This window comes from Hymenobacter sp. 15J16-1T3B, from assembly GCF_020711235.1.
Taxonomy (GTDB): Bacteria; Bacteroidota; Bacteroidia; order Cytophagales; family Hymenobacteraceae; genus Solirubrum.
In genome coordinates, this window is the sequence record NZ_JAJFAV010000003.1 from 1 (window position 1) to 23,657 (window position 23,657).

General features: G+C 65.0%; 17 protein-coding genes and 3 tRNA genes. 6 read left to right on the forward strand and 14 right to left on the reverse strand.

Annotated elements, in window-relative coordinates:
* The 4 genes from LJ737_RS05910 to hutH form a co-directional block, all read right to left on the reverse strand.
* The coding region (locus tag LJ737_RS05910) for a glycosyltransferase family 2 protein (protein ID WP_410779944.1) at positions 1-234 on the reverse strand (234 nt) is incomplete at its 3' end.
* Positions 224-565 (reverse strand): YbaB/EbfC family nucleoid-associated protein, encoded by a 342-nt coding sequence (locus LJ737_RS05915; RefSeq protein WP_227763685.1) that lies wholly within the window; start codon positions 563-565, stop codon positions 224-226. The genes LJ737_RS05915 and LJ737_RS05910, both read right to left, overlap by 11 nt.
* 131 nt (positions 566-696) lie before the next feature.
* Positions 697-2,664: a T9SS type B sorting domain-containing protein gene (locus LJ737_RS05920; protein ID WP_227763687.1), complete on the reverse strand. Its 1,968-nt coding sequence runs from the start codon at positions 2,662-2,664 to the stop codon at positions 697-699.
* 81 nt (positions 2,665-2,745) lie between these two features.
* The gene (hutH, locus tag LJ737_RS05925) at positions 2,746-4,242 is read right to left on the reverse strand and encodes a histidine ammonia-lyase (RefSeq protein WP_227763689.1); all 1,497 of its coding nucleotides are present in this window, start codon (positions 4,240-4,242) and stop codon (positions 2,746-2,748) included.
* Positions 4,243-4,428: 186 nt separating this feature from the next.
* Here hutH and LJ737_RS05930 point away from each other — a divergent pair, with 186 nt between their 5' ends.
* A complete protein-coding gene (locus tag LJ737_RS05930) occupies positions 4,429-5,172 on the forward strand; it encodes a T9SS type A sorting domain-containing protein (RefSeq protein WP_227763690.1) in 744 nt (247 codons plus the stop codon).
* Between the two features lie 136 nt (positions 5,173-5,308).
* Here LJ737_RS05930 and hisS read toward each other — a convergent pair whose 3' ends face one another.
* The 10 genes from hisS to LJ737_RS05980 all read right to left on the reverse strand — a co-directional run bounded on the left by hisS (position 5,309) and on the right by LJ737_RS05980 (position 18,972).
* The gene (gene hisS / locus LJ737_RS05935) at positions 5,309-6,709 is read right to left on the reverse strand and encodes a histidine--tRNA ligase (protein WP_227763691.1); all 1,401 of its coding nucleotides are present in this window, start codon (positions 6,707-6,709) and stop codon (positions 5,309-5,311) included.
* Positions 6,710-6,837: 128 nt separating this feature from the next.
* Positions 6,838-8,208: a T9SS type A sorting domain-containing protein gene (locus LJ737_RS05940; RefSeq protein ID WP_227763692.1), complete on the reverse strand. Its 1,371-nt coding sequence runs from the start codon at positions 8,206-8,208 to the stop codon at positions 6,838-6,840.
* A 105-nt stretch (positions 8,209-8,313) separates the two neighbouring features.
* The gene (locus LJ737_RS05945) at positions 8,314-8,964 is read right to left on the reverse strand and encodes a TIGR02117 family protein (RefSeq protein WP_227763693.1); all 651 of its coding nucleotides are present in this window, start codon (positions 8,962-8,964) and stop codon (positions 8,314-8,316) included.
* Between the two features lie 182 nt (positions 8,965-9,146).
* On the reverse strand, positions 9,147-9,653 hold the full coding sequence (locus tag LJ737_RS05950; protein ID WP_227763694.1) for a beta-sandwich domain-containing protein: 507 nt from the start codon (positions 9,651-9,653) through the stop codon (positions 9,147-9,149).
* 537 nt (positions 9,654-10,190) lie between these two features.
* The gene (locus LJ737_RS05955; RefSeq protein WP_227763697.1) at positions 10,191-12,653 is read right to left on the reverse strand and encodes a TonB-dependent receptor; all 2,463 of its coding nucleotides are present in this window, start codon (positions 12,651-12,653) and stop codon (positions 10,191-10,193) included.
* A 273-nt stretch (positions 12,654-12,926) separates the two neighbouring features.
* Positions 12,927-13,367 (reverse strand): carboxypeptidase regulatory-like domain-containing protein, encoded by a 441-nt coding sequence (locus tag LJ737_RS05960; RefSeq protein WP_227763698.1) that lies wholly within the window; start codon positions 13,365-13,367, stop codon positions 12,927-12,929.
* A 725-nt stretch (positions 13,368-14,092) separates the two neighbouring features.
* Positions 14,093-15,505: a toxin-antitoxin system YwqK family antitoxin gene (locus tag LJ737_RS05965; RefSeq protein ID WP_227763699.1), complete on the reverse strand. Its 1,413-nt coding sequence runs from the start codon at positions 15,503-15,505 to the stop codon at positions 14,093-14,095.
* A gap of 294 nt (positions 15,506-15,799) precedes the next feature.
* Positions 15,800-16,984, reverse strand: a complete 1,185-nt coding sequence (locus LJ737_RS05970; RefSeq protein ID WP_227763701.1) for an acetyl-CoA C-acyltransferase — start codon at positions 16,982-16,984, stop codon at positions 15,800-15,802.
* Between the two features lie 141 nt (positions 16,985-17,125).
* Positions 17,126-17,815, reverse strand: coding sequence for a hypothetical protein (locus LJ737_RS05975; RefSeq protein WP_227763703.1), 690 nt, complete (start codon positions 17,813-17,815; stop codon positions 17,126-17,128).
* A gap of 179 nt (positions 17,816-17,994) precedes the next feature.
* Positions 17,995-18,972: a vWA domain-containing protein gene (locus LJ737_RS05980; RefSeq protein WP_227763704.1), complete on the reverse strand. Its 978-nt coding sequence runs from the start codon at positions 18,970-18,972 to the stop codon at positions 17,995-17,997.
* A 160-nt stretch (positions 18,973-19,132) separates the two neighbouring features.
* Here LJ737_RS05980 and LJ737_RS05985 point away from each other — a divergent pair.
* From LJ737_RS05985 to gyrB, 5 genes are all read left to right on the forward strand, one after another.
* A tRNA-Ser gene (locus LJ737_RS05985) sits at positions 19,133-19,223 on the forward strand.
* A 66-nt stretch (positions 19,224-19,289) separates the two neighbouring features.
* Positions 19,290-19,363: transfer RNA gene (locus LJ737_RS05990), tRNA-Pro, on the forward strand.
* Between the two features lie 56 nt (positions 19,364-19,419).
* A tRNA-Arg gene (locus tag LJ737_RS05995) sits at positions 19,420-19,493 on the forward strand.
* A 269-nt stretch (positions 19,494-19,762) separates the two neighbouring features.
* Positions 19,763-21,214 (forward strand): T9SS type A sorting domain-containing protein, encoded by a 1,452-nt coding sequence (locus tag LJ737_RS06000; RefSeq protein ID WP_227763705.1) that lies wholly within the window; start codon positions 19,763-19,765, stop codon positions 21,212-21,214.
* 279 nt (positions 21,215-21,493) lie between these two features.
* Entirely contained in the window at positions 21,494-23,479 is a 1,986-nt protein-coding gene (gene gyrB, locus LJ737_RS06005; RefSeq protein ID WP_227763706.1) for a DNA topoisomerase (ATP-hydrolyzing) subunit B, read from the forward strand.
* Positions 23,480-23,657: the final 178 nt, after the last annotated feature.

Genomic DNA, 23,657 nt, shown 5'->3' on the forward strand with positions numbered 1-23,657 from the left:
GAAGCCGTAGTTGTCGGCCAAGCGCAGTACCTGCACCTGCTCGGGGTACTGCGCCCGCAGCCAGGCCACCGAGTCGTGGGTGCTGGCGTTGTCGGCCACCACGATGCGGGCCGCGTCGGAATGGGCCAGCACCGAGGGCAGAAACTGCTCCAGCCAGCGCCGCCCGTTCCAGTTCAGGATGACCACGGCCACGCCGGCGGCGTAGCCGGTGGCCGGCAAGCTGTTAGAGGCCAAATCCGCTCAGGTCGAGGCCGGGAATGTTGGGCAGCAAGCCCTGCGTGCGCGACTTGAGGTGTTCCTTGCCTTTGTCGCCGGCTTCGTCGAGCACCTTGTTGACGGCGGCCACCACCAGGTCGGCCAGCATGTCGCGGTCCTGCGGGGTGAGAAGCGTCTCGTCGATTTCGAGCTTGAGCAGCTGGCGCTTGCCGTTGGCCGTGGCGCGCACCAGGCCGCCGCCGGCCTCGGCCGTGGCAGTGATGTGCTGCAGCTCGTCCTGGGCTTGCTTTACTTTTTCTTGCAGGTCTTTCAGGCGACCCATCATGCCCATCATATCCATGCCGAACATAGCGGAGGGAGGTTTTGCGGGGGAGAAAAGAAGAAACACCGGCGCCGGGCCACGGCCAAACCGCGGCCCGGCGCCGGTGTTGGAAGCTCAAAAGTACGCCACGTTGCCCGACTGCGCTACACCGCCCGCGGTTAGCGCAGCAGCGTGACGGTGGCGCGCTGCACAATGCGCTGGCCCGCTTCGTCGGTGGCCTCGAACTGGTACGAGAAGACCTGCGGCGCGGCCAGCGTGCCGCGGATGCGCCCGTCCCAGGTCTGGTTGCGGTCGGTGGCCCGGAACACTTCCACGCCGTTGCGGTCGTAGAGTTTGAGCGTGAAGGACTTCAGGAACCGGCCCTTGATTTCGAGCACATCGTTGAGCCCGTCGCCGTTGGGACTGAATGCCGTCGGAATGAACACCACCAGCTTGCGCGTCACCACGGCCACGTTGCTGAACACCACCAGGCCGGCGGCCGAGGTGGCTTCGAGGCGGTAGCGCAGCACTTGCCGGTCGGCGGGCGGGGCGGGGGCCTGCACGGGCTGGGCGGTGGCGCTCAGGGCCGAACTGCTGAGTTCCTGGCCGGCTTCGTCGAGCAAGAGGAGGCGGTAGCGCCAGTCGCTGCCCTGGCCGGCCGGCTCCGTAAAGTTGAGACTGATGCGGTTGCCCTCGCGGTCAGTAGCGGCGGCCCCCAGCACCGGCGGGCAAGCGGCCGGACCTTCGCCGGAAGCGTTGCCGCAGGGGTCGGTGAGGCGGCCGGCGTAGCAGGGCACCAGGGCGGGCGTTACCGGGCCGGGCTGGTCGACCACCGGGCGCCGCCGGGTAAAGGGCAGGTCGGTGGTGGTGGCGCCCAGGGTACGGCGCAGCAGCAGGCGGCTGGCCGTGTCGGCGGCCGCGGCGGCCAGGTTGATGTCCACGCCGTTGTCGAGGCGGAACGAGGCGGTCAGGCGCGGGGCGGGCGGAGCCTGCGCGGCCACCGTCGTCACCGTGCGCTCGGCCGATTCAGACGACGCGGCACCGCTGCGTGCAACGACTTGGTAGCGGTACGACACCCCGCAGGTCACCGCCGGATCGGTGTACTGCCGGGCCGTCGGCGCCACCGAGGTTAGCAGCTGCCCGTCGCGCAGCACGTCGTAGGCCGTGACGGCGCTGCCGGCCGCTTGGCTCCAGCTGAGTGTGTTCTGGCGGTCGACCGAGCTGACTTGCAGGTCCACCGGGCAGAGCACGGCCGACCGAAGGTTGAGCAGGCCGCAGGCGTCGGTGAGGCGCAGGCGGTAGCAACTGCCGAGCGAGCCGCCGGGCAGCGTAAAGGTGGTGCTGGTGCTCGGTACCACCGTGCCGGCCCCGGCGTCGGGGTCCAGCAGATATTGGTAACTCGGGTCGTTTACCAGTCCGCTGAACGTGAAGGTTAGGCCCGCGGGCCCCACCGCCAGCCGCTGCAGCGTCGGGGCGGCAGCTGTGGGCGCCGAGAACGTGACCGAAGCGTTGCCCTCGCACAGCAGCACGTCGGTGTAGTTGGCGTACACAGTGAGTCCGGTGGCCCCGGCTGGAACCGCATAGGCGGCCCCGGCGGGCTGCGTCACCGGCTGGCGCGGCCCGTTGCCGAGCTGGATTTCGTAGCGAATGTTGGCCTGGGCATTGGTAATGGCCACGTACACCTGCGAAAACGGCACACCGCAGTAACGCACCTGCACGGCTGGCACCGGCGCCGCGCGCACCTCAAACGAGCGGGAATACTGCAGGCCCAGCCGGTTGGGGTAACCGTTGCCACCCGCCGGGAAAGGGTTCGGGCGCTGCTGCAAAATGATGAAGGGGCTGGTCGTGGGCACCGTCAGCGTGGTAACCGTGTCGGTGCCGACGCCGCTGCAGCCAATGCCGTAGCGGATATTGTTGCGCGGAATGGTTTCGCCGCCGCAGTAGCGCACCCGGATGCGCGAGCCGGCGCAGAGCACGGTGGGGCCGCCGGGCCCGGCCACGTCGAGCAGTTGCCCGGTGGTGGAATACACCCGAAAGCAATTGCCGGGCACGCCCACATCGTCGAGCGTGCACACGGCCTGGGCGCGGGCGGCCCCGGTGGCCAGCCCCAGCAGGCAACTCAGCAAGGCGAAACGGCGAAGCATCATGGCGAAACCAACGCGGGCTGGCCGGTTTTCATATATCATCAGCGGCAATCTATACGAAAAGAGGGCCGGCGCCGGGCGCGCCTAAGCCCAGGCATACGCGCGCACAAATTGTGCCGCGGCGTGCAGGTCGGGGTAGAGCACCCGGTCGCGGGCAATGAAGGGAGCTTGCTGCTGAAAGGCGGCCACCACCGCTTCCAGCGCGTCGGAGGAGCGGCCGGGGCGGCGGAAGGCCAAGGCCTGAACCGCGTTGAGCAGCTCGATGCCGAGCACCTGCTCGGTATTTTCGATGACGCGCAGGGCCTTGGTGGCCGCGTTGGCGCCCATGCTCACGTGGTCTTCCTGCCCGTTGCTGCTCACGATGCTGTCGACGGAGGCCGGCGTGCACAGCTGCTTGCTCTGGCTCACGATGCTGGCGGCGGCGTACTGCGGAATCATCAGGCCCGAGTTCAGGCCCGGTTCGGCTACCAGGAAGGGCGGCAGGCCGCGCTGCCCGCTGATGAGCTGGTAGGTGCGCCGCTCCGAAATCGAGCCCAGCTCGGCCACGGCAATGGCCAGAAAATCCAGCGCCAGGGCCAGCGGCTGGCCGTGGAAGTTGCCGCCGGACAAAATGGCGTCGGTTTCGGGGAAGATGTTGGGGTTGTCGGTGACGGCGTTGCACTCGGTTTCGACCACGCCCGTCACGTGCTGCACCGCGTCGCGGGAGGCACCGTGCACCTGGGGCATGCAGCGGAAGGAGTAGGGGTCTTGCACGGCCGTTTTCACCTGCTGCTGCAGCTCGCTGCCGGCCAGCAGCTCGCGCAGGTGGCGGGCGGTGGCCAGCTGCCCGGCGTGGGGCCGGATGCGGTGCAGCCGCTCGTCGAAAGGCTCGGGCCGGCCGTCGAAGGCTTCCAGCGACAGGGCCCCGATGACGTCGGCCGCGTCGAGCAGGCGGCGGGCCCGCAGGGTGGTGTGCACCGCGTAGGCCAGCATAAACTGGGTGCCGTTGAGCAGGGCCAGGCCTTCTTTGGCTCCCAGCTCGATGGGCTGCCAGCTAAAGAGGTGCATGGCGTCGGCGGCGGCGAGGCGGTAGCCCTCGAAGTGCACCTCGCCCAGGCCGATGAGCGGCAGGCAGAGGTGGGCTAGCGGGGCCAGGTCGCCGCTGGCGCCCAGGGAGCCTTGCTGGTACACCACGGGGTGAATGCCGCGGTTGTAGAAGTCGAGCAGGCGCTGCACGGTGGCCAACTGCACGCCGCTGTGGCCGTAGCTCAGGCTTTGGGCCTTGAGCAGCAGCATCAGGCGCACCAGCTCGGCGGGCACTTCCTGGCCGGTGCCGCAGGCGTGCGACATCATCAGGTTGGTTTGCAGCTGCCCGCGGTCCTGGGGCGAGATGCTGGTGTTGCACAGGGCCCCGAAGCCGGTGTTGATGCCGTAGATGGGCGCGTCGGACTGGGCGAGGCGCTCCTGCAGGTAGCGGTGGCAGTGCTCAATGCGCTGGCGGGCGTCGTCGCTGAGGGCCAGGGGGCGCTGCTCGCGCAGCACGTGCTCCAGGGTATCGAGGTCGAGGTAAGTGGCGGGGCTAAGGGTAAACGTGTCGGGCATGGGTGGGGGAAGCCGGGGCGCGGGGTGGGCGGCCGTTTGGGAGCCGGAAGCTACTCAGTTTGGGCGGAATTTGCGGCTCGAATGCTTCCCGGCCCGCAGCGGCCCCGGGTCCGAGCCGCCGCTGTTAGATCTGCCAGAGCTTCTTATATTCCGTCGATTTTTTGTTCCAACTCAATCCATCTTTTCATGAAGCAGGTATTACTCTCGCTGGGCTTTGTACTGCTGGGGCTGACCGCCCACGCCCAATCCATCTCCACGCTTTCGGGCAGCTTGGACCTGACGGACCCGGCCATTCCGGGTGACCGGCTGTTTCGCGACGCGACGCCGGGCCAATGCGCCACCACCAAAACCTACCCCGGAACCTCGTCCGGTACGGCTGGGGTGCACTACGACACCTACACTATCAGCAACAGCAGCGCGTCGGCTTCCACTTGCGTGACGATAACGCTGGCGGCCAACTGCACCAACGCCACGGGCGCGGCGCTGTTTCTTACGGTGTACACGGGCAGTTTCTCGCCCACCAACCTCGCCACCAACTACAAATCCGATTTGGGGACCTCCCCGTCGGTTGGCACGTCCCAGGGCATGAGCGTGACGCTGGCGCCGAGCCAATCGGTGGTGCTGGTGGTCAACGGGCTCACGGCCACCGCCGTCTGCAACGCCTACTCGCTGCAATTTTCCACGCCGGTGGTCCTGCCCGTCAGCGTGAGCAAGAACATCAAGCCCGTGCTGGCCGCCTACCCCAGCCCGGTGGTCGACGTGCTGCACATCGAGGCGGCCAAAGCCGGGAGCTACACGCTTTTCAACGCAAACGGGGCCACGGTACGGCAGTTTACGGGTTCGGACGTGTCGTTGCGCGACCTGCCCGGGGGCGTGTACATGCTCCAGCAAAACGACACCAAAGCCACCACGCGCGTCGTCAAGCTCTAGCCCCGCCGGGCCCAATGCCAGACCACCCGGCTCCCGCTGCGACAGCAGCCGGGGCCGGGTGGTGGTGGTTTGGGGATAGTGCGGGGGCGGCAGCGGACGCCCCGCCCGGCAGCTCACCGGCCTAGGGTAGTGCCGGTTAGGCCAGGGCCTGCAGCGTAGCCACCACTTCGGTGGCGGGCACGGTTTGCTCCGAGCCCGCGCGCATGTCGCGCAGCTTCACCACGCCGCCCGCGCGTTCCTCCGAACCGGCCAGCAGCATAAAGCGGATGCCGCGCTTGTCGGCGTACTCGAACTGTTTTTTGAGCTTGCTGACCTCCGGGTACAGCTCGGCCGAGAGGCCCGCGGCGCGCAGCTGCCGCAGCAAGGGCAGCGCCGTGCCGCGGCCTTCGGCGTCGAAGTTGGCCACCAGGCAGAGCGGCGCGGCCACGGCGCCCTCCGGGAAGAGCTGGAGCTCCTCCAGCACGTCGTAAATGCGGTCGACGCCGAAGCTGAAGCCCACGCCCGAGAGGCCGGGCAGGCCGAAGGCGCCGGTGAGGTTGTCGTAACGTCCGCCGCCCGAGATGCTGCCCATCTGCACGTTGTTCACCTTCACCTCGAAGATGCAGCCGGTGTAGTAGCTCAGCCCCCGGGCCAGCGTCACGTCGAAATCCAGCCGCTCGAAGTGCTCGAAGCCGAAGTCCTGCAAGTACTGCTGCACCTCCGCCAGGTCCTGCAGGCCCTTGGCCGGGCCGGCCGCGGCGTCGGTCAGCACGCCGTCCTGCTTGAAGGCGGTGCGCAGCGCGGCCAGCTTCGCATCAAACGAGCCACCCACTTCCAGGTAGCCGAACACCTGGTCGACGGCCTCCTGCGGGAAGCCGCGCTCCAGCAGTTCCTTCGTCACGCCCTCGCGCCCGATCTTGTCGAGCTTGTCGATGGCCACGAACAGGTCCGACTCGCGGCCCACGCCGCCCAGGGCCTGGTAGATGCCCGAGAGCACGCCGCGGTGGTTGATTTTGATGGTGAAGTCCGTCAGGCCCAGCGTCGACAGCACTTCGTCGATCATCAGCACGATTTCGGCCTCGCAGAGCAGGGAAGTGGTGCCCACCACGTCGGCGTCGCACTGCACGAACTCGCGGTAACGGCCCCGCTGCGGCCGGTCGGCGCGCCACACGGGCTGAATCTGGTAGCGCTTGAAGGGCAGCGTGAGCTGGCCGCGGTTCATCACCACGTAGCGGGCGAAGGGCACCGTTAAGTCGTAGCGCAGGCCTTTTTCGGCCACTTTGGGCAGGATTTTCTTGGCGCCGGCCGTCAGGTCCTCGGCCGTCACGTCCTTGGCAAAGTCGCCGGAGTTGAGAATTTTAAAGAGCAGCTGGTCGCCCTCGTCGCCGTATTTGCCGGTCAGCACCGACAGGTTTTCCATGGTCGGCGTCTCCAGCGGGGCGAAGCCGAACTTCTCAAACACGCGGCGAATCACGCCGAAAATATAGTTGCGCCGGGCCACCTGCACGGGACCAAAGTCGCGGGTGCCTTTCGGGATGCTGGGTTTCTGAACGCTCATTCGTCAGGGGAAACTCAAAATGTGGCCGCGAAGGTACAGCCCGCCGGGCACAGGGCCACCGGGTGGCCCGTAAACAACGCAGGCCCGCCGGAACACCGGCGGGCCTGCGTGGGTCGAGGCTATGTCTATTACTGAATGACGAGCTTGTGCTGGGCTACGCCACTGGCCGAGCGCAGCTCCAGGGTGTAGAGGCCGGCTTTCTGCTGGTGCAGGTCGAGCAGGCCCAGGGTGGTGCGCGCGGCGGTGGCGTTCAGGGAAGTGCGGTACACTTCGCGGCCCAGCGCGTCGGTGACGCGCACCTCGGCCGCCTCGGGCAGGCTCTTGGCCAAGCTGAGCGTGAACACGCCGTCGTGGCTGGGGTTGGGGTACACCGTCAGGGCCTGCTGCAGGCCCGCGTCGCGGCGGACGCTCTGCACGGTGCCGCTGAATTTGTTCACGCCGTTGCCCCCGAGGGTAGTGGGGTTGACGCTGCCCGACCACCCCAGCGCGTTGGAGACCATGTCGAGCGAGGTGTGGTTGAAGCTGGTTTCGATGCTGACCCAGGTGGCGCCGTTGTTGAGCGTGTACGCCGAACCCGCGTCGTTGACGCCCAGCAGGGCCAACGACGGCCCGGCCGTGATGTAGCCCCCGCTCACGCCGGGCAGGTTGTCGATGGCCACGGCGTGCAGCGGGCCCGTGTACGCCACGGCTGCCCAGGTGGCGCCGCCGTTGGTGGTGCGGCGCAGTTCGTAGTTAGAGCCCGTGGCGTTCGGGGCCACCAGCAGGCCGTTGTTGGCGTCGGTGAAGCTGATGCCGGAGATGTCGCCGCTGGCGCCGCTGGCACTCACGGCCCAGGTGGCGCCGCGGTCGGTGGAACGGTACACCCGGCCGGCATCGGTCAAAAACCAGATGTTGTTGCCCACCACGGCCGGCCGGATGGTCGTGCCGATAAACGTGGTGGCGCCCAGTTCACCGGTCAGCTCCGCCGGCACGTTGCCGACGCGCGTCCAGGTCGTGCCGCCGTTGGCCGTGGTGTAAATCTCAAAGCCGGGCGTCGCGCCGTCCGGGTCGCCGGCGGCCACGCCCTCGTTGGCGTTGAAGAAGTGGACAAAGTTGGCGAAGCTGTCGGCGGAGGTAAAGGGGCTGCCGCCGGTTTGGGCCGTCCAGGTGCTGCCGCCGTTGGTGGTTTTCAGAATGCGGCTGCCCCCCGTGTTCGAATTATAGGTGGTAATCCAGGCCGTAGTGGCGTCCACTGCATCCAGGTAGGTCAGGTTTTCGTCGGGGCTCAAGCCCGTTACCGCCCCGGTGGTCCAGGTAGTGCCGTTAATCGTACGGGCCACGGCTACGTCGGTCCCGAGGGGCTCCATGGCCAGGGTCCACACCGTGTTGGCGTCGACGGCGTCGACGTGGGTAATTACCAGGCTGGGGTTGCTGAAGCCTATCGGCTGGTTGGTCCATTGGGCCTGGGCGGCCAGCGTAGTCAGGCTGAGGGCGGCCAGGGTCAGTAGTTGTTTTTTCATAGCAGAAAAAAGATGGAAACGGGGCGCAAGGTAGTACCGGGGCGCCGAGGATGAGGCATCCGCTAGCTAAGAGCCGGCGGGGCGGGGTTTGGTTGGCTGGCCGGCTTATTTCTCGGCGCCGCGCCGCACCTGGTAGAGCACCGAGGCTGCCAGTGGGGCTTTGAGCGCGGCTCGGATGCCGGAGCGGCCCAGCGCCTGGTTGGTCCAGTCGTTGCAGGTGCGTAGGGCGTGGTAGCGGCCCCGGGCGCGGAAGAAAAAGTCTTCGGGCGAGTAGCCGGCCGCGGTGCGCAGCTGCCAGTGCCCCGCCGAATCGGGGGCGAAGGACTGCTCCACGTAGCGGCTCAGCTGCTGGTACTGGGCCAGCGAAATGCGCAGCGGCACCACCCGCGGCCCGGGCTGCGGGCCGTGGCGGTAAAAATCGACGTGCATGAGGGTGCGTCCGGGCAGCAGGGCCCGGAGCACAGTACCGGCTTTGGGCAGCTTGCCGCCGTACGATTCCAGGTAAAACCGCTCGTTGCCCCAGCCGAAGGCCACGTAGTCGTACTGCCCAAACTGCGCCTGCCACTGCGGCTGGCCCAGGCGCTGCAGCCAGTCCTGCCCGCTGCGCGGCTCGCGCACGGGCAGCACCACGTCGGTATGAAAGCCATTCGACACCACGTAAATGGGCACGCCATCGGGCGTGGGGCGAAACCCGGGGTGGCGGGGTACCAGCGTGCCGCCCAGTAGCAGCAACACGAAAACGGCAAAAGCGGGCATCAGCAGACGAAAAGCGCGGCTCAGCAAACGCATACGCGGCGGAATAGAGTCCGGCCAGGGGCGGCGGGTCTCGTTCATTCGCCGGCGGCCGCATCGTAACCCGGTGTACGCAAAACGGCCGGGCCCCGCACGCGGTAGTGCGGGGCCCGGACCGGCGGGCAACCCCAGAAAAGACGGTGCGGCTACAGCTGCACCGGGCGCGAGGCCGTCAGGCGCTGGCGGTGGGCCGAGGTGAGCACGTAGCGGCCGGCATTGCCCACTTTGGCCGCCCGGCTCAGCGGCGCCGCCTCGGGCGTGCCCACCAGCACGCCGGCCAGCGTAGCGCCGTAGGGCATCATTTCCACGGTGCCCAGGGCCAGGTGCGGCTGCTGGGCCGACACGGTCACCACCGGGCGCATGGGCTCGTAACCGAGTACGGTGGGCTGCAGGCGGTACTGGCCGAAGGGCACGTTGTGGAAGGCAAACGAGCCGTCGGCGCGGGTGGCGGCGGTGGCCACGTACGCGCCGTCGGCGGCGCGCAGCAGCACCACGTTGGCCTGCGGAATGGCTTCGTGGCTGCCGCCGTCGTGTAGGGTGCCGCTGAGCTCACCGCCGGCGGCGGGCTTGGGCGCGGCGGCCGGGGCGTACAGGGCCACCGAGGCCAGAGCCAGCACCGAGAGGAATAAGCGGAAAGGAGCGTAGGTTTTCATAGCTGAGAAAGGCAGAAGTGCGGGAAAGGACGGGGCGGATCAGGGGGCCGAGCGGGCAGCCGCGGTACTGCCTCGACGGGGCCGGCTGGTCCGGCGGATGGCTTAGCAACCAAGTAGTTAGCGGCGGCCGGGTGGTTGGTCTTGCAACGCTACAAAGGTAGCCCAGGGCAGTAGCGCACATCAATCGCACGATGATGTGGGCGGGGTCATAATCGGCGTTTCCAGCGCCGAAAGGCTGTTTTTACAACCAAAAAAATTGCCGGCTTCGGCTATAACCACCAGCCGCGCCGCGGGCCCTAACATGCTTGGGTGATGCCGGCCCTTCCAAAACAGCTGCCGGACCAAGCATCGTCGAGCGCCTCCACTGCCAAGCCTGGGTTTCACTCATTCACCAGCACCCGGAATCCTACGTGTAAGGCGCTGCGACTATGCCTAGTCCGGCAGCTCTGTTGTGGTGGTGGTCAGCGGCGGGTTGCCAGTCGGTAGGTCAGGCAACAACCCCGCAAGTAGACGTCCGCGCCGCCCCTGTTCACCCGATTACCCGCCGAAGCCGCCCCCGCCGCCCTGCGGCTGGTTGTCGATTTTCTTCGACGGCTTGGTGTTGCCCAGGAACCAGGAGAAGCCCAGGTACCCGACCCGCGACTCCCACTTGCTGTAAGAAGTGGCCGCGTACTGCGTTTCGGGCGTTTTGACGAAGGATTCGGAGCGGTTGCGCAGGGTGTTGAACAAGTCCGACACCCGCAGCGTAAGGGCGGCCCGGTCGTTGAAGAGGCGCTGGCGCAGGGCCAGGTCAATCGAACCTTGCGGGGCGAAGCGGCCCTGCGAGGTCAGCACGGCGGCGCGGTAGTTGCCGGTCAGCTGGATGTCCAGTTTGGGCGTGGGCGTGAAGGAATTCATCACCCGGGCCGTGCCCGACACCGTCCGGCGGCTCGATTCGTTGCCCGTGGCGGCCGTGATGCTGGTTTGGAACAAGGAGCCGTTGGCCGTCAGGCGCCACCACTTGGCCAGCGGCTGGTTGATGCTCAGCTCGGCGCCGTAGCTGTACGCCTTGCCAAAGTTGTCGGCGTACTGGGCCGTGATGAGGGCGCCGTTGCCGTAAAGGCGGCTGGCCACGCTGTCGATGGCCGTCAGGCGCTGGATGGCGTTGGTGGTCTGGCGCAGAAACAGCGTCGAGGTCACGTTGGCCTGGCCCCAGGTCAGCTGGTGGCCCAGCTCCAGGGCGTTGATGTACTCGGGGCGCAGCGTCGGGTCGCCGATGCGGTAGCTGCGCTGGTCCTGCCACAGCGGAAAGGCCAGCAGCTGCATGAAGTTGGGGCGGTTCAGGCGGCGCGAGTAGCTGAGCTGCAGGCGCTGGTCGTGGGCCTTGATGTTGCGTACCAGCGTGCCCGAGGGAAACACGTTCAGGTATTCCAGGCGGAACGGACCGCGGCCGTTTTCTACCTCGCCGCTGGTGTTGGTGTACTCGGCGCGCAAGCCGCCCTGCACGCTCCAGGGCCCGAATTCGCGCTGGTAGGTGGCGTAGCCGGCCTGGGTGTACTCGCTGAAGTCGTAGGCGTAGGAGCGGGGCGCCACGCGGTCGAAGCCGCCGTCGGGACGCTGCTGCAGGAAGTCGCCGGTGCCGCCGTTGGTCTGAAACTGGCCCTTCAGGCCGGCGTCGAAGCGGGTTTTCTCGCCCAGCGGGTGCACGTAGTCGACTTGCCCGGCCACCCCGTGCAGGTTCACCAAAAACTGCTGCTTCCACTGCAGCAAATCGGCGGTGGCGCTGCCTTCGGTGTTGCGCTGGCCCACTTCCACGTCGGCGTGCAGGTAGGTATAGGTGGCGCTGCCCGTCAGCTCCCGGCCCTTGTGGGCCTCCCAGGTGCGGCGGTAGTCGGCCGACACGTCGGTGTTGTCTACGTTTTCGCGGCTCGAGAATTCGCTGTTGATCTGCCGGGTGCCGTCCGCGTTGGTAATGGTGGCGGCCTGCGTGCCTTCGTTAAGGCCGCGGTTAATATTGGGCTGCACCGCCACGGTCAGGCTCTGGTTGGCCGGCAGCGTCAGGTCGAAGCCCAGGCGGCCGCCGTAGTTGCGGTTGTGGCGCACGTTGGTGCCCCGTTGGAAGGTCGTCACCCGCTCGCCGAGCAAGTAGGCGTCCTGGTCGGTGCTCATGCGGCTGCGGAAAATCATGTCGCGCCCGTCGGCCGAGCCGAAGTAATTCACTTTGCCGGCCCGGCGGTTTAGGCTCACGCTGCCGTTGTACTTGTCCTGGGTGCCCACGGTCAGCGCCGCTTGCCCGTTCCAGCCGTCTTTCTTCTGCTTTTTCAGGATGATGTTGATGACCCCGCCGGCCCCGGCCGCGTCGTAGCGGGCCGAGGGGTTGGTCACCACTTCCACTTTCTCGATGCTGCTGGCCGGAATCTGCTCCAGGCGGTTGCCGCCGCCCCCGTTGGCCGCCCCCGAGGGCTTGCCGTCGATGAGGATGGTGATGTTGGAGGAGCCGCGCATGCTCACCGTGCCGTCGGCCGATACGGCCACCGAGGGCACGTTCTGCAGCACGTTCACGGCCGTGCCGCCCACGCTGCTCAGGTCCTTCTCTACATTAATGACCTTTTTATCCAGGTTGTCCTGCACCGCGGCCCGCTCCCCGGTCACCGTCACACCGCTGAGTTGCGTGGTGGTGGGCTGCAGCGCCACGTTGCCCAGGTCCAGGGTGCCGTTTGGGCCCACCGTCACCGGCCGGCGCAGGGCCTGGTAGCCGAGCACGGTGGCGCGCAGGGTGTACGTGCCGGCCGCTACTTTCTCCAGGCGAAAACGACCGGTTTCGCTGGTCTGGGCTCCCGTTACCAGCGTCGAATCCTGGCTGCGAAATAGCACCACGTTGGCAAAGGGCAGCGGCTGCTGGTTGCTTCCGTCGAGCAAGGCGCCGGTGATGCCGCCGGTGGTCTGGGCTTGCAAGGACAGCGGAGCAGTCAGGGCCAAGGTGGCAGCGCAGCAGGTTTGGAAAAAGGAGAGAGAGTTCATAGCGAGGAGCGGTGAGTGAAAGAGCTGACGTTACGTCGCACTAAAGGAACCTGTGAGTGGCTAGTACTGTGTAAAGCAAGGTACATGGCCGAAAAAAAGGCGGAATTATCCGCGGGCATTTATTAGGCATTATTCCAAGGCAAGATTGGAGCCGACCAGGGTCCGGGGAGTCAGGTTGTCGATGGGTGACAACCCGGACTCCACCGGAAAGGAGCAGTAGGAGGGAACTGCCGAGGGCCGGACGCAGGGGAGCAGCGCATGGGGCAGCGGGGCTTAGGGCCGCGTAGCCAGCGCAACCATCGTGGCCGTTTTAGTCGAGGCCGTGGCGCTCAGCGGAATCAGTGCGTACGTGCCCAGGTCGATTACGTCGCGGCCCGCGGCCAGCGTGATGGTTTCGTGGAGCGGCTGATAGCCAGCTACTTCTACGTGCAGAGTGTAGTGGCCGAAGGTGGCGCGGTCGAGGCGGAATTCGCCGTTTTCAGCCGTCAGGGCCCCGGCAATCAGCTGGTCACCGTTTTGGCGCATCAGCGCAACGGTAGCTTGCTGCAGCGGCCGGCCGGTGTACTGGTCGAGCAGCACGCCGGTAAAGGAGCCGGTGAGTTGCAGGGCCGGGCGGGCGGGCGTTTCAGCCAGGTTGGCCGTGGCGGGTTGGGAAACGGAAGCGGTGAAAAGGCTGGCGCTCAGCAGCGTGCGGGTCAACAGGGAAGACAACATGGCTTTGGAAAAGGAAAGGGTACACGAACGGGGTAAGGCCGTCGGGCAGCCGTGGCCGCGGATCCACGTAGTGCTGTCAGGTAGGCCGACTGCGGAAGAAAAACAGACGAGTCGCTGGAAGTCAGAAGGCTGGCAGGGCTCATCGCCGTGACCGGGCGGGGCTGCGGCGGGCCCCGGGGGGCGGCACCGTGGGGTTTAGAACCGGGCCTCGCACTGGTTAGATGCTTTCAACGGTTCAAAGGTAATTACAGGTACTTTGTAAAGCAAGGTACTTGGTAAATTTTTTTATTGGGAAGTTTCAAAGCTCAGAAAGGCAGGGGAAGCGGGGCGTTATGCAGCGGTAGATGTAAGCGCAACGACAAGGGTTGCCCGGCATGAAAAAAGTACCGGAAGTCGCGCGGCATTCAACTAAGGCCGCCGGCAGGAGCAAATAGGAGAGAGTCGGCCGGCGGCCGCGGTTCCGCCGGCCTTTCACTCACTCATTCACTCAGGCTACTGACTACGAAACGATTCGTAGGTTGCATGAAGTATTGAACGAGCTGAATATTTTTTTTCGACTCGTTCCGGCGGCCCCGGCAGGGCGGCCCAAAAGCGGCGTCAGCGGGGGCTAAGCGGCTTTCGGGGGTATAGATGGCAAGCGCGTGGCAGGCGTTGCCTGAGCATAAAAAAATAACGCTCGGCCTCCGCAGAGGTCGAGCGTTCAAGTGGTTAGCAGCCCAAAAAAATTATTTGCTGCCCGCGGGTAGCTCCTGGCCGTTGCGGAAAGTTTTCTTCTGCTGCACCGTTTTGCCGTCGGCCGCGAAGTAGCTCCACACGCCCGTTTCGCGGTTGCTGCGGAACTGGCCCTGCACTTCCAAGGTGCCGTCTTCGCGCAGCTGGCGGTAGGCGCCCACCTTGTTGCCCGATTTCCACGTGGTTTCGCTGCGCAGCTTGCCCGAGGGGTAATATTCCTGCTCCAGCCCGCTGGCGCGGCCGCCCTCGTAGGTCAGCTTGCGCTGCACCTGTCCGGTGGGGTGGTAGGTCAGTTGCTCGCCCACCAAGCGGCCGCCCGCGTAGGTTTCCTTACGTTGCACCTGCTTGCCCCCGGGATAAAACGTGCGCCAGGAACCGCTGCGCTGGCCGTTCTTGTATTCCTGCTCCTCCTTCGTGCCGCCTTCTTCAAAGTAGACGGTGACCTTGCGGTCCTTGCCGGCGTTGGCGTAGCTCACGTCCTGTTCCGGCTTGCCGGACGGGTAGAAGTAGTGCGCGGCGCCCGTAAGCACGCCGCCCTTGTAGTTCTGGGTGCTCTTGACGGCGCCGCTTTCGTAGTAGGTTTTCACCAAGCCTTCGAGGTTGGCCGTGCCCGGGGCCAGTTGCTGGGCGCGCTTGGTCAGGTCGTCGCCCAGCTGGTTGGTGACGGCGCGGGTGGCGGCAGCAGCCGGCACGTAGTTGCCCTCGCTGCGCAGCTTGCCCGACGGGTAATACGTTTTGATGGTGCCGCGGCCGGTTTTGTCCATGCTCACGTCGGTTTCCAGCTGGCCGTTGTCGTACCAGGTTTTGTAGCCGCCCGCCAGCAAGCCGTTGCGGTAAGTGCCCTCGCTCTGCACCTGCCCGTTCGGAAAATAGGTGCGTACGAGGCCGTTGGGCTGGCCACCGGCGTAGGTCATTTCCACCTGCGGCTTACCCGAGGCGTACACCTGCCGCACCACGCCGCTGGGCTGACCTTTGTCCAGGGTGGTTTCCAGTTTCAGCTCCCCCGAGGGGTGGTACATCTTAATGGTGCCGCTGGGCTGGTCGTCGAGGTAAGAGCCTTCCTGCGCGAGCTTACCGGTGGGGTAGAAAGTGCGGAATGGCCCCTGGCGCTGCCCGTCGCGGAAGCTGACTTCCAGCCGGCGCTGCCCGCTTTCGAAAAATTCCACGTAGGCGCTGTCGGGCTTGCCGGCGCGGTAGCCGGTTTGCACTTCCAGCTTGCCCGAGCGGTAAAAGCGCTTGTAGCCGCCCTCCAGCACGGTGTCGCGGCCCACCAAGGCGTGGTAGACCTCGCGCTTTTTGGTGCGGGTGGTGTCGTAATACGTCGTCAGAATGCGCGGCCGCTGGGCCAGCGCCTCGTGGGCGCCGAGCGTGAGCAGCGTCAGCAAAAGCAGCAGAATTCGATTCATGCCCGCAAAAACGCAGAAATTCTGCCAAACGTGCGAAAGACGGTTAACACGGTGGCCCGCGCCAGCAACCGGCCCACCCCGCCGTCATTGCGAGGGAAGTGCGGCAATCCTTCCTCTAGCAGCTGTAACGCTACAATACTGACCACCCACAAAAACCAACCGCCCGAAACTGCAGAAGCCAGTTTCGGGCGGTTGGTTTATTCATGGTCGGCACTTCAGCCACGACCCATTGCTTCGATTACGCCTCGTAACGACGGCCAGGGGGCCGGTTGCTGGCGCGGGCTGAGCCAGCAATTACAGCTTTTCGAACACCAGCGAGCTGGCGCCGCCGCCGCCGTTGCAAATGCCCGTCACGCCGATTTTACCGCCTTCGTTTTTCATCACGTTCAGCAGCGTGGTCACGATGCGCGCGCCCGACGCCCCCAGCGGGTGGCCCAAGGACACGGCGCCGCCGTACACGTTCACCTTGGTGCCTTCGAGGTTCAGCAGCTTGTTGTTGGCCAAAGACACCACCGAGAAAGCCTCGTTGATTTCGTAGAAATCCACCTGCTCGGCCGATACGCCGGCGTGTTTCAAGGCCTTCGGAATGGCCAGCGAGGGCGAAGTGGTAAACCACTCTGGCGCCTGCTCGGCGTCGGCGAAGCCCAGCACCTTGGCCAGCGGGGTGAGGCCCAGTTCCTCGGCTTTTTCCTTGCTCATCAGCAGCACGGCGGCAGCGCCGTCGTTCAGCGTCGAAGCGTTGGCGGCCGTTACCGTGCCGCCTTCCTTGATAAAGGCGGGCTTCAGGCCCGGAACTTTGGCGAAGTCAACCTTGGTGTATTCCTCATCGTCCTCGATAACCACGGTTTTGCCGCGCTGCTCGATGGTCACCGGAATAATTTCGTCCTTCTTTTTACCGGCTTTGGCCGCGTTGGCGCTGCGCGTGTAGCTCTCGATGGCAAAGGCATCCTGCTCCTCGCGGGTGATGCCCATTTCCTTGGCCGTATTCTCGGCCGCGTTGCCCATGGCGTAGTTGTGATACGGGTCCCACAGGCCGTCCTTCATCAGGCCGTCAATCATTTGCCCGTGGCCATACTTAGCCCCAAAACGGGCTTTGTCGAGGTAGTAGGGCACGTTCGACATGCTTTCCATGCCGCCGGCCAGCACCACGTCGGCGTGGCCGAGCATGATGGCCTGAGCTGCCAGCATAATGGCCTTCGAGCCGGAAGCACACACTTTATTAACGGTGGTGCACTCCACCTCGTAGCCCAGTCCAGCCTTGAGGGCGGCTTGACGGGCGGGAGCCTGGCCCAGGTTGGCCGAAATCACGTTGCCCATGATGACCTGCTGCACCTCTTTGGCTTCTACGCCGGCTTTTTCCAGCGCCCCCTTCAGCGCGATGCTGCCTAGCTCGATGGCCGACAGCGAAGCAAGGCTGCCCCCGAAGGAGCCGATGGGCGTGCGCACGGCCGAAATGACGTAGACTTCTTTGGTCTGCATGATGGTAAGTAGGGTAGGGTTGGGAATGAGTTCGAGGCGGGAAAGGGGGCGGCCCGGCGGGCGGACAGCGTGCCAAAAGTAGCAGGATTTTCCGGCCAGTCGGCCAGACTGCCTAACGTTTGTTTGCCTATAACCGCAAACCTACCACGCGGGTTTCCGTGGATCGGCCCGCCGGGTAGCGCGGTGCGGAAGTTGCTGCAGGTATTGCTGCTCGGCGGCCTGCAGCGCCTCGAGTACCTGCCGGGCCTGGGCCTCGTTTAGGTTGCCGGGCAAGTCGCGCTGCCGGGTGCCCAGGCGGTTGTCTTCGGCCGTAGCTACCTCCGCGCTCGGCGCCTTGCCGGCCGACGAGCCGGAACTGCCGGCGTCGAGGCCGCGGGCCGCCCCGCCGGCTGCGCCCTGCGCCATTTCCTGGGGCGTACCCTGGCCGGGGGCCTGCTTGCCCCCGGCCGGCGCCTGGGCAGTGCCGCTGGCGTCGGGTGCCGTTTCGGCTTTTTGCTGGGGCTGAGTGCCGGGCTTCGGGCGGTTTTGCGGGCCCTGGCCGGGCGGCGGGGGAGGCGGCGGCAGTTGCGGGGGCTGGCGCCGCCCGAGCAGCGGGCTTAGCACCTCGTAGTTGTAGCGCGCCGCGGCGTTGGCCGGATTGTCGGCCAGGGCCTGGCGCAGCAGCGCCACGGCTTGCGGGTAATTGCCCTCCGAAGCCGCCAGCACGCCGAGCTGCTGCCGGGCCACGCTGCGCAGCGCGGCCGATGGGCTAGCTAGCACTTGGCCATACGCTTCCCGGGCGGCGGTCCGCTGCCCCGATTGGGCGTAGGCATGGCCTAAATCGAGCTGCAACTGCGCTGAACGACTACCTAACTCCCGCGCCCGGGCAAAAGCTGTTGCGGCCGCTTGAAAATCACGTCGGGCAAAGGCCGCGGCCCCGCGCCGCTGGGCGGCGTTGGCTTCCTCTATATGGCGGAATGCTTCCCACCAGCCGCTCACCACCAAGAGCAGCAACAACAATCCCGTCCGCATCATGGCTTAATTACCGTTACGGTCAGAACCACATCGAAGGCCAGCAGCAGCAGCGCCGCCGCCAGCGGATAAGCGTAACGGTTGTCTGCCACCGTCACGGTGCGCACTTGCTGCGCCTGCCCCTCGAGCCGACTCAGGGCACGAAGCAGCAGGGGCATCTCGTCGCGCCGGTCGGTCAATTCCACGTAAATACCGCCGGTGGCTTCGGCCAGGCGGCGCAACGGCGCAGCTTGCAAGCGGCTGACGACCGGCTTGCCCTGGGCATTGCGCAAGAAGCCGCCGGGCCTAGGAATGCGTCCGCCAGCGGGCGTGCCCACGCCCACCGTAAACAGGCGCTGCCCACTGCGGGCCAGCTCGCGCAGAATGGCTTCTTGGTTATCACCGAAGTCTTCCCCGTCGCTGACGAGCACCATCGCGGTAGCCCGGGGGGCGGCCCCGGCCGAATCGGAACTGCTGGCCGCGGCGCGGGTTAGGGCGAGGGAGAGGGGCTGCGTAAGGTCGGTGCTGCCCGGGGGCACGAGGCGGGTGTCGAGCGTATTTAGTAGTAGTAGCAGCGCGTCTTGGTCGTACGTGAGCGGGCAATGCACGTAAGCCTCGGAGCTGAACACGATCAGGCCTATGCGGTCGGCAGGAAAACGACGCACCAATTCCTCCAGTTCCGCCCGGGCTTTCTGCAGCCGGGAAGGGGCCACGTCGTCGGCATCCATGGAGCGGGAGAGGTCGACCAGCAACCACAAATCCTTGCCGGCGGTGCGCACGGCGCGCTGGGTGAGCCCGTAAGCGGGGCCTAGCAAGGCCACGAGCAACAGGGCAAACGCCACCAAACGCGGCAGCAGTTTCCAGCCGGCCCGCCAACCCGCCTGCCCCAGGGGCCGGGCTAGGCGCACGGTGCGCAGCACGTAGCCCAGGTACAGCAACCCTGCCGCCGCGGCCAGTGCGGCGTCCCATTGCGACCAGGAATACAGCCAATTAAGCATAGCGGACCGCCAAGGGTTGGGGTGGCAGGAAGTCAAAGATAAGGCCCTGGCGAGGCCGTAGGGCATAATTTTTTTTGGTGGCGGGGTTGGTTTGGAAAAAGTCGCTTGTATATTTGCTGCCCCGAAGGGCAAGCGGCCCACGGGAACAAGCCTCAAACACGGAGAGGTGGGTGAGTGGCTTAAACCAGTAGTTTGCTAAACTGCCGTAGCTCTAAAGGCTACCGGGGGTTCGAATCCCCCCCTCTCCGCCACGGGCTTTCCGGTTGCTCCGGGAAGCCCGCTTTTGTATCTGCCAGCGCTAAAATTGCGTTGGTGCTCGGGGTGTAGCGTAGCCCGGTATCGCGCCTGCTTTGGGAGCAGGAGGCCGCAGGTTCGAATCCTGCCACCCCGACTCGTTGTGGAAGCCGTCTGCCCGCCCCGCCGCGGTGGGCGGCTTCTGCTGTTTTTGCCCCGTTAGCTCAGTTGGATAGAGCATCCGCCTTCTAAGCGGACGGTCAGGAGTTCGAATCTCTTACGGGGTACTGCAAGGCTGCTCTTCGGGGCAGCCTTTTGCATGTATAGTGGGTTTCTGTCGCCAGTTTGGGCTGCCCTGGACGTGCCCGGCTGCCCGGGGCATGCAACCAAATGGGGATTCAGCCAGTCTACTACTTGGCCAGCGGCACGCTGAGCAACGGGAGCTAATTTGCAGCTGCGGCTTAGTTTGCCGTTTTTACAGCAAAGTCATTACCTTGCGGTGCCTCACACCCAGGCGCTACTAAACCCCGGATTCCTTCCACTCAACACCTTCAAAATGAAGAAAACCTTACTATCCCTGGCTTGCGCCGTGCTTTTCGGAGCCGCCGCACACGCGCAGACCCAACAGCCGTGGTCCATCGTGTCGGTTGGCTCGGCTGTGCCGACCAACTACATCACGGAGAAAATCGTCACTGTTAACGCAGCTACGGTATGGGCCCTGTACCGCGAAATTCCGGCGGCCGGCGCTACCACGGCTCCCCCCGCGCGTACGTTTGCCCGTACCATTGACGGCGGCACAACCTGGACGGGCGGCGCCATCAACATTCCGCTGGGCCTGAACGTGGCCAATATCAGCCCCATTGACGGCAACACCGCTTGGTTGGCGGCTTTCGCCACCGGCCCCTCGACTATTTCCCAGCAAGGCATCTACAAGACCACGGACGGCGGTCAGACCTGGACGCGTCAGGCCACGGCTACGTTCTCCACGTCGGACTCTTTCCCGAACGGCGTACACTTCTTCGACGCCAACAACGGCGTGTGCTTCGGCGACCCCACGCCCCACGGCGCGAATGCGCGCCTGGAAGTCTACACCACCACCAACGGCGGCACGACCTGGACGCGTAACAGCACCAATGCCCCGCAGGTGCAGAACCTGCAGGAATACGGCTTGGCTGGTTCCTATTTCGCGCTGGGTAACACTATTTGGCACGGTGGCGTGAGCGACGACGGCACTGGCCCGACCTCGGGCATTGGTGCCCGGTTGTACAAGTCGACCGACCGCGGCCTGACCTGGACGGCCGCTAATACCGACCTGCCGTACGCCGTGAACTACATTGCCTTCACGAATGCCAACCAGGGTCTGTTGTCCAGCGGCTACGAGCTGCTTTCGACCAACAACGGTGGCACGACCAACAGCACGCTGCTGTACTCGGGTAACTTCCGCAGCGCCGGCATGGACGCTGTGCCCGGCCTGGCCAACACCTACATCTCGGTAGGCGTACCCGAAGGCGGCACCTCGGCCAACAACGGCAGCTCCATTTCGTACGACGGCGGGGCAACCTGGACCAACATGCTGACCGGCACGGCCAGCATCAACCAGTACGAAATCGACATGTTCAGCAACGCCGTGGGTTACACCGGTGCGGTGGCCCAGGGCACGCAGGCGGCTCCGACCGTGAACGTAGCCGGTATCACCAAGCTGAACACGGTGCTGCAACTGCCGACGGCCAGCAAGAACTCCGAGGCCCTGCGCGGAGCTCTGCAGGTGTTCCCGAACCCGAGCAACGACGGTCGCTTCTCGCTGAACGTGAACCTGCCCGGCGCCACCAAGCGCGACCTGACGGTAACCGACGCGCTGGGTCGCGTGGTAAAGCAGATCAAGCTAAACGCCACTGGTGCTGCCGTGCAGAACCAGTCGCTGGACCTGAGCCAGTGCAAAGCCGGCGTGTACACCTTGCGCCTCGTAACGGAGCAGGGCACGACCGTCGAGAAACTGGTTATCAAGTAAGCTAGCCTCGCTTCTTTTTAGCCCCCGTTCGGCCTGGCCGGACGGGGGCTTTTTTGTTGTGGGCGGGTGCTGAGAAGCGTGGTTTTAGGGGGCTAATGCGCTGCTGGGCACGCAGAAGGCGCCTATGCGTATGCCTGCTGCCGGGCTTCGAACACACCGGACTAAACGGAGTACTATCAACCGCAATAAATCCCCCTAAAAACCCCGTAAAACCTAGTTAAAAAGGGATGTTTCGGTATCTTCGCGTGTTATACAGAACTGAACATTAACCGCTGCTACATGAGCGAAACTCAAGAGAAAAAAGCCCCCGCCGCCTACTCTGCGGACAGTATCCAAGTACTGGAAGGGCTGGAAGCCGTGCGCAAGCGCCCGGCCATGTACATCGGCGACATTGGCATCAAAGGTCTGCACCACTTGGTGTGGGAAGTTGTCGACAACTCCATCGACGAAGCCCTGGCCGGGTACTGCGACACGATTAACGTCACCATCAACGAAGACAACTCCATCACGGTGCGCGACAACGGCCGCGGCATTCCGGTGGATTTTCACCAGAAAGAAGGCCGCTCGGCGCTGGAGGTCGTGATGACCGTGCTGCACGCCGGCGGCAAGTTCGACAAGGACAGCTACAAGGTTTCCGGCGGCCTGCACGGCGTGGGCGTGAGCTGCGTGAATGCTCTCTCGAACCTGCTGCGCGTGACCGTCTACAAAGACGGCAACGTGTACCAGCAGGAGTACGAGCGCGGCGCCCCGCTGTACGCGGTCAAGCAGATCGGTACCACGGAGGAGCGCGGCACGCAGGTCGAGTTTTGGCCCGACGACTCCATCTTCACCGACACGGTGTACCGCTACGAGACCATTGCGGCCCGTCTGCGCGAGCTGTCGTACCTGAACAAGGGCATCCGCATCAACTTGCTCGACAAGCGCGAAATCGACGAGCAGGGCGTGGCCCGCGGCGAGCAGTTCTACTCCGAAGGCGGCCTGGCTGAGTTCGTGCAGTACCTCGACGGCTCGGAGCGCCACGCGCTGATGCCCACGCCCATTCACGTGGTGAATGAGAAAGGCAACGTGCCGGTGGAAGTGGCCCTGCAGTACAACAGCTCGTACCAGGAAAACATCTACTCCTACGTCAACAACATCAACACCCACGAGGGCGGCACGCACGTGGCGGGCTTCCGCTCGGCCCTGACGCGCACGCTGAAAGCCTACGCCGATAAGAGCGGTAAGCTGGCCAAGGAGAAGGTGGAAGTATCGGGCGAAGACTTCCGCGAGGGGCTCACGGCCGTTATTTCGGTGAAGGTGCAGGAACCCCAGTTTGAAGGTCAGACCAAAACCAAGCTGGGCAACAGCGAGGTAAACGGGGCGGTAAATACCATCGTGGGCGAAATCCTGGCGCAATACCTTGAGGAAAACCCCAAGGAGGCTATGGTCATCGTGGATAAGGTGATTCTGGCCGCCAAGGCCCGCATTGCTGCCAAGAAAGCCCGCGAGATGGTGCAGCGCAAGACCGTCATGGGCTCGTTTTCCCTGCCCGGCAAGCTGGCCGACTGCTCGGAAACCAATCCGGAAATCTGCGAGCTGTATTTAGTGGAAGGCGACTCGGCCGGCGGCACCGCCAAGCAGGGCCGCAACCGCGCCTTCCAGGCCATTCTGCCTTTGCGCGGTAAGATTCTGAACGTGGAGAAGGCGCAGGAGCACCACATCTACGAAAACCAGGAAATCCGCAACATGATTACGGCCCTGGGCGTGAGCTTCGGGGTGCCGGCCGATCCGGAACGGGGCATCGAGAAGGACGACAAGGCGCTCAACCTCTCGAAGCTGCGCTACCACAAGGTCATCATCATGACCGACGCCGACGTGGACGGCTCGCACATCCGCACGCTGATCCTGACCTTCTTCTTCCGCTACATGCGCGACTTGGTCGACAAGGGCTACGTGTACATTGCCCTGCCGCCGCTCTACCTGGTGAAGAAAGGCAAGGAGGAGCGCTACTGCTGGACCGAAGTGGAGCGCCAAGCCGCCGTGGAGGAGCTGGCCAAGGGCCGCCCCGAATCGGTGAACGTGCAGCGTTACAAGGGCTTGGGCGAAATGAACGCCGAGCAGCTCTGGACCACCACCATGCAGCCGGAAACCCGCTCCCTGAAGCAGGTGACGGTGGAATCGGCCGCCGAAGCCGACCACCTCTTCTCCATGCTGATGGGTGACGAAGTGGCCCCGCGCCGCGAATTCATCGAGAAAAACGCGAAATACGCCAAGCTGGACGTGTAAGCGTCGAGCGAGTAAAAAAGCCCGCCTTGCGCGGGCTTTTTTATTGGCAAATTGGGCAGTACCCCGCCCTCAGGTCGAGCTAGTCCAGCCACTGTGCCGGCTTCGCAGTACAACCACATAAGAACGCCCCGAGGCGCCAACGAAGCCGCTTTCGCGCTGGCGGCTAGTAACGTCAGCC

Excerpts from the sequence above, each read along its gene's own strand:
- gyrB (WP_227763706.1), top strand. The coding sequence starts at position 21,494 with ATGAGCGAAACTCAAGAGAAAAAAGCCCCCGCCGCCTACTCTGCGGAC.
- LJ737_RS06000 (WP_227763705.1), top strand. The coding sequence starts at position 19,763 with ATGAAGAAAACCTTACTATCCCTGGCTTGCGCCGTGCTTTTCGGAGCC.
- LJ737_RS05965 (WP_227763699.1), bottom strand. The coding sequence starts at position 15,505 with ATGAATCGAATTCTGCTGCTTTTGCTGACGCTGCTCACGCTCGGCGCC.
- LJ737_RS05980 (WP_227763704.1), bottom strand. The coding sequence starts at position 18,972 with ATGCTTAATTGGCTGTATTCCTGGTCGCAATGGGACGCCGCACTGGCC.
- hutH (WP_227763689.1), bottom strand. The coding sequence starts at position 4,242 with ATGCCCGACACGTTTACCCTTAGCCCCGCCACTTACCTCGACCTCGAT.
- LJ737_RS05970 (WP_227763701.1), bottom strand. The coding sequence starts at position 16,984 with ATGCAGACCAAAGAAGTCTACGTCATTTCGGCCGTGCGCACGCCCATC.
- LJ737_RS05945 (WP_227763693.1), bottom strand. The coding sequence starts at position 8,964 with ATGCCCGCTTTTGCCGTTTTCGTGTTGCTGCTACTGGGCGGCACGCTG.
- LJ737_RS05930 (WP_227763690.1), top strand. The coding sequence starts at position 4,429 with ATGAAGCAGGTATTACTCTCGCTGGGCTTTGTACTGCTGGGGCTGACC.
- LJ737_RS05920 (WP_227763687.1), bottom strand. The coding sequence starts at position 2,664 with ATGATGCTTCGCCGTTTCGCCTTGCTGAGTTGCCTGCTGGGGCTGGCC.
- LJ737_RS05940 (WP_227763692.1), bottom strand. The coding sequence starts at position 8,208 with ATGAAAAAACAACTACTGACCCTGGCCGCCCTCAGCCTGACTACGCTG.
- hisS (WP_227763691.1), bottom strand. The coding sequence starts at position 6,709 with ATGAGCGTTCAGAAACCCAGCATCCCGAAAGGCACCCGCGACTTTGGT.
- LJ737_RS05950 (WP_227763694.1), bottom strand. The coding sequence starts at position 9,653 with ATGAAAACCTACGCTCCTTTCCGCTTATTCCTCTCGGTGCTGGCTCTG.
- LJ737_RS05955 (WP_227763697.1), bottom strand. The coding sequence starts at position 12,653 with ATGAACTCTCTCTCCTTTTTCCAAACCTGCTGCGCTGCCACCTTGGCC.
- LJ737_RS05915 (WP_227763685.1), bottom strand. The coding sequence starts at position 565 with ATGTTCGGCATGGATATGATGGGCATGATGGGTCGCCTGAAAGACCTG.
- LJ737_RS05960 (WP_227763698.1), bottom strand. The coding sequence starts at position 13,367 with ATGTTGTCTTCCCTGTTGACCCGCACGCTGCTGAGCGCCAGCCTTTTC.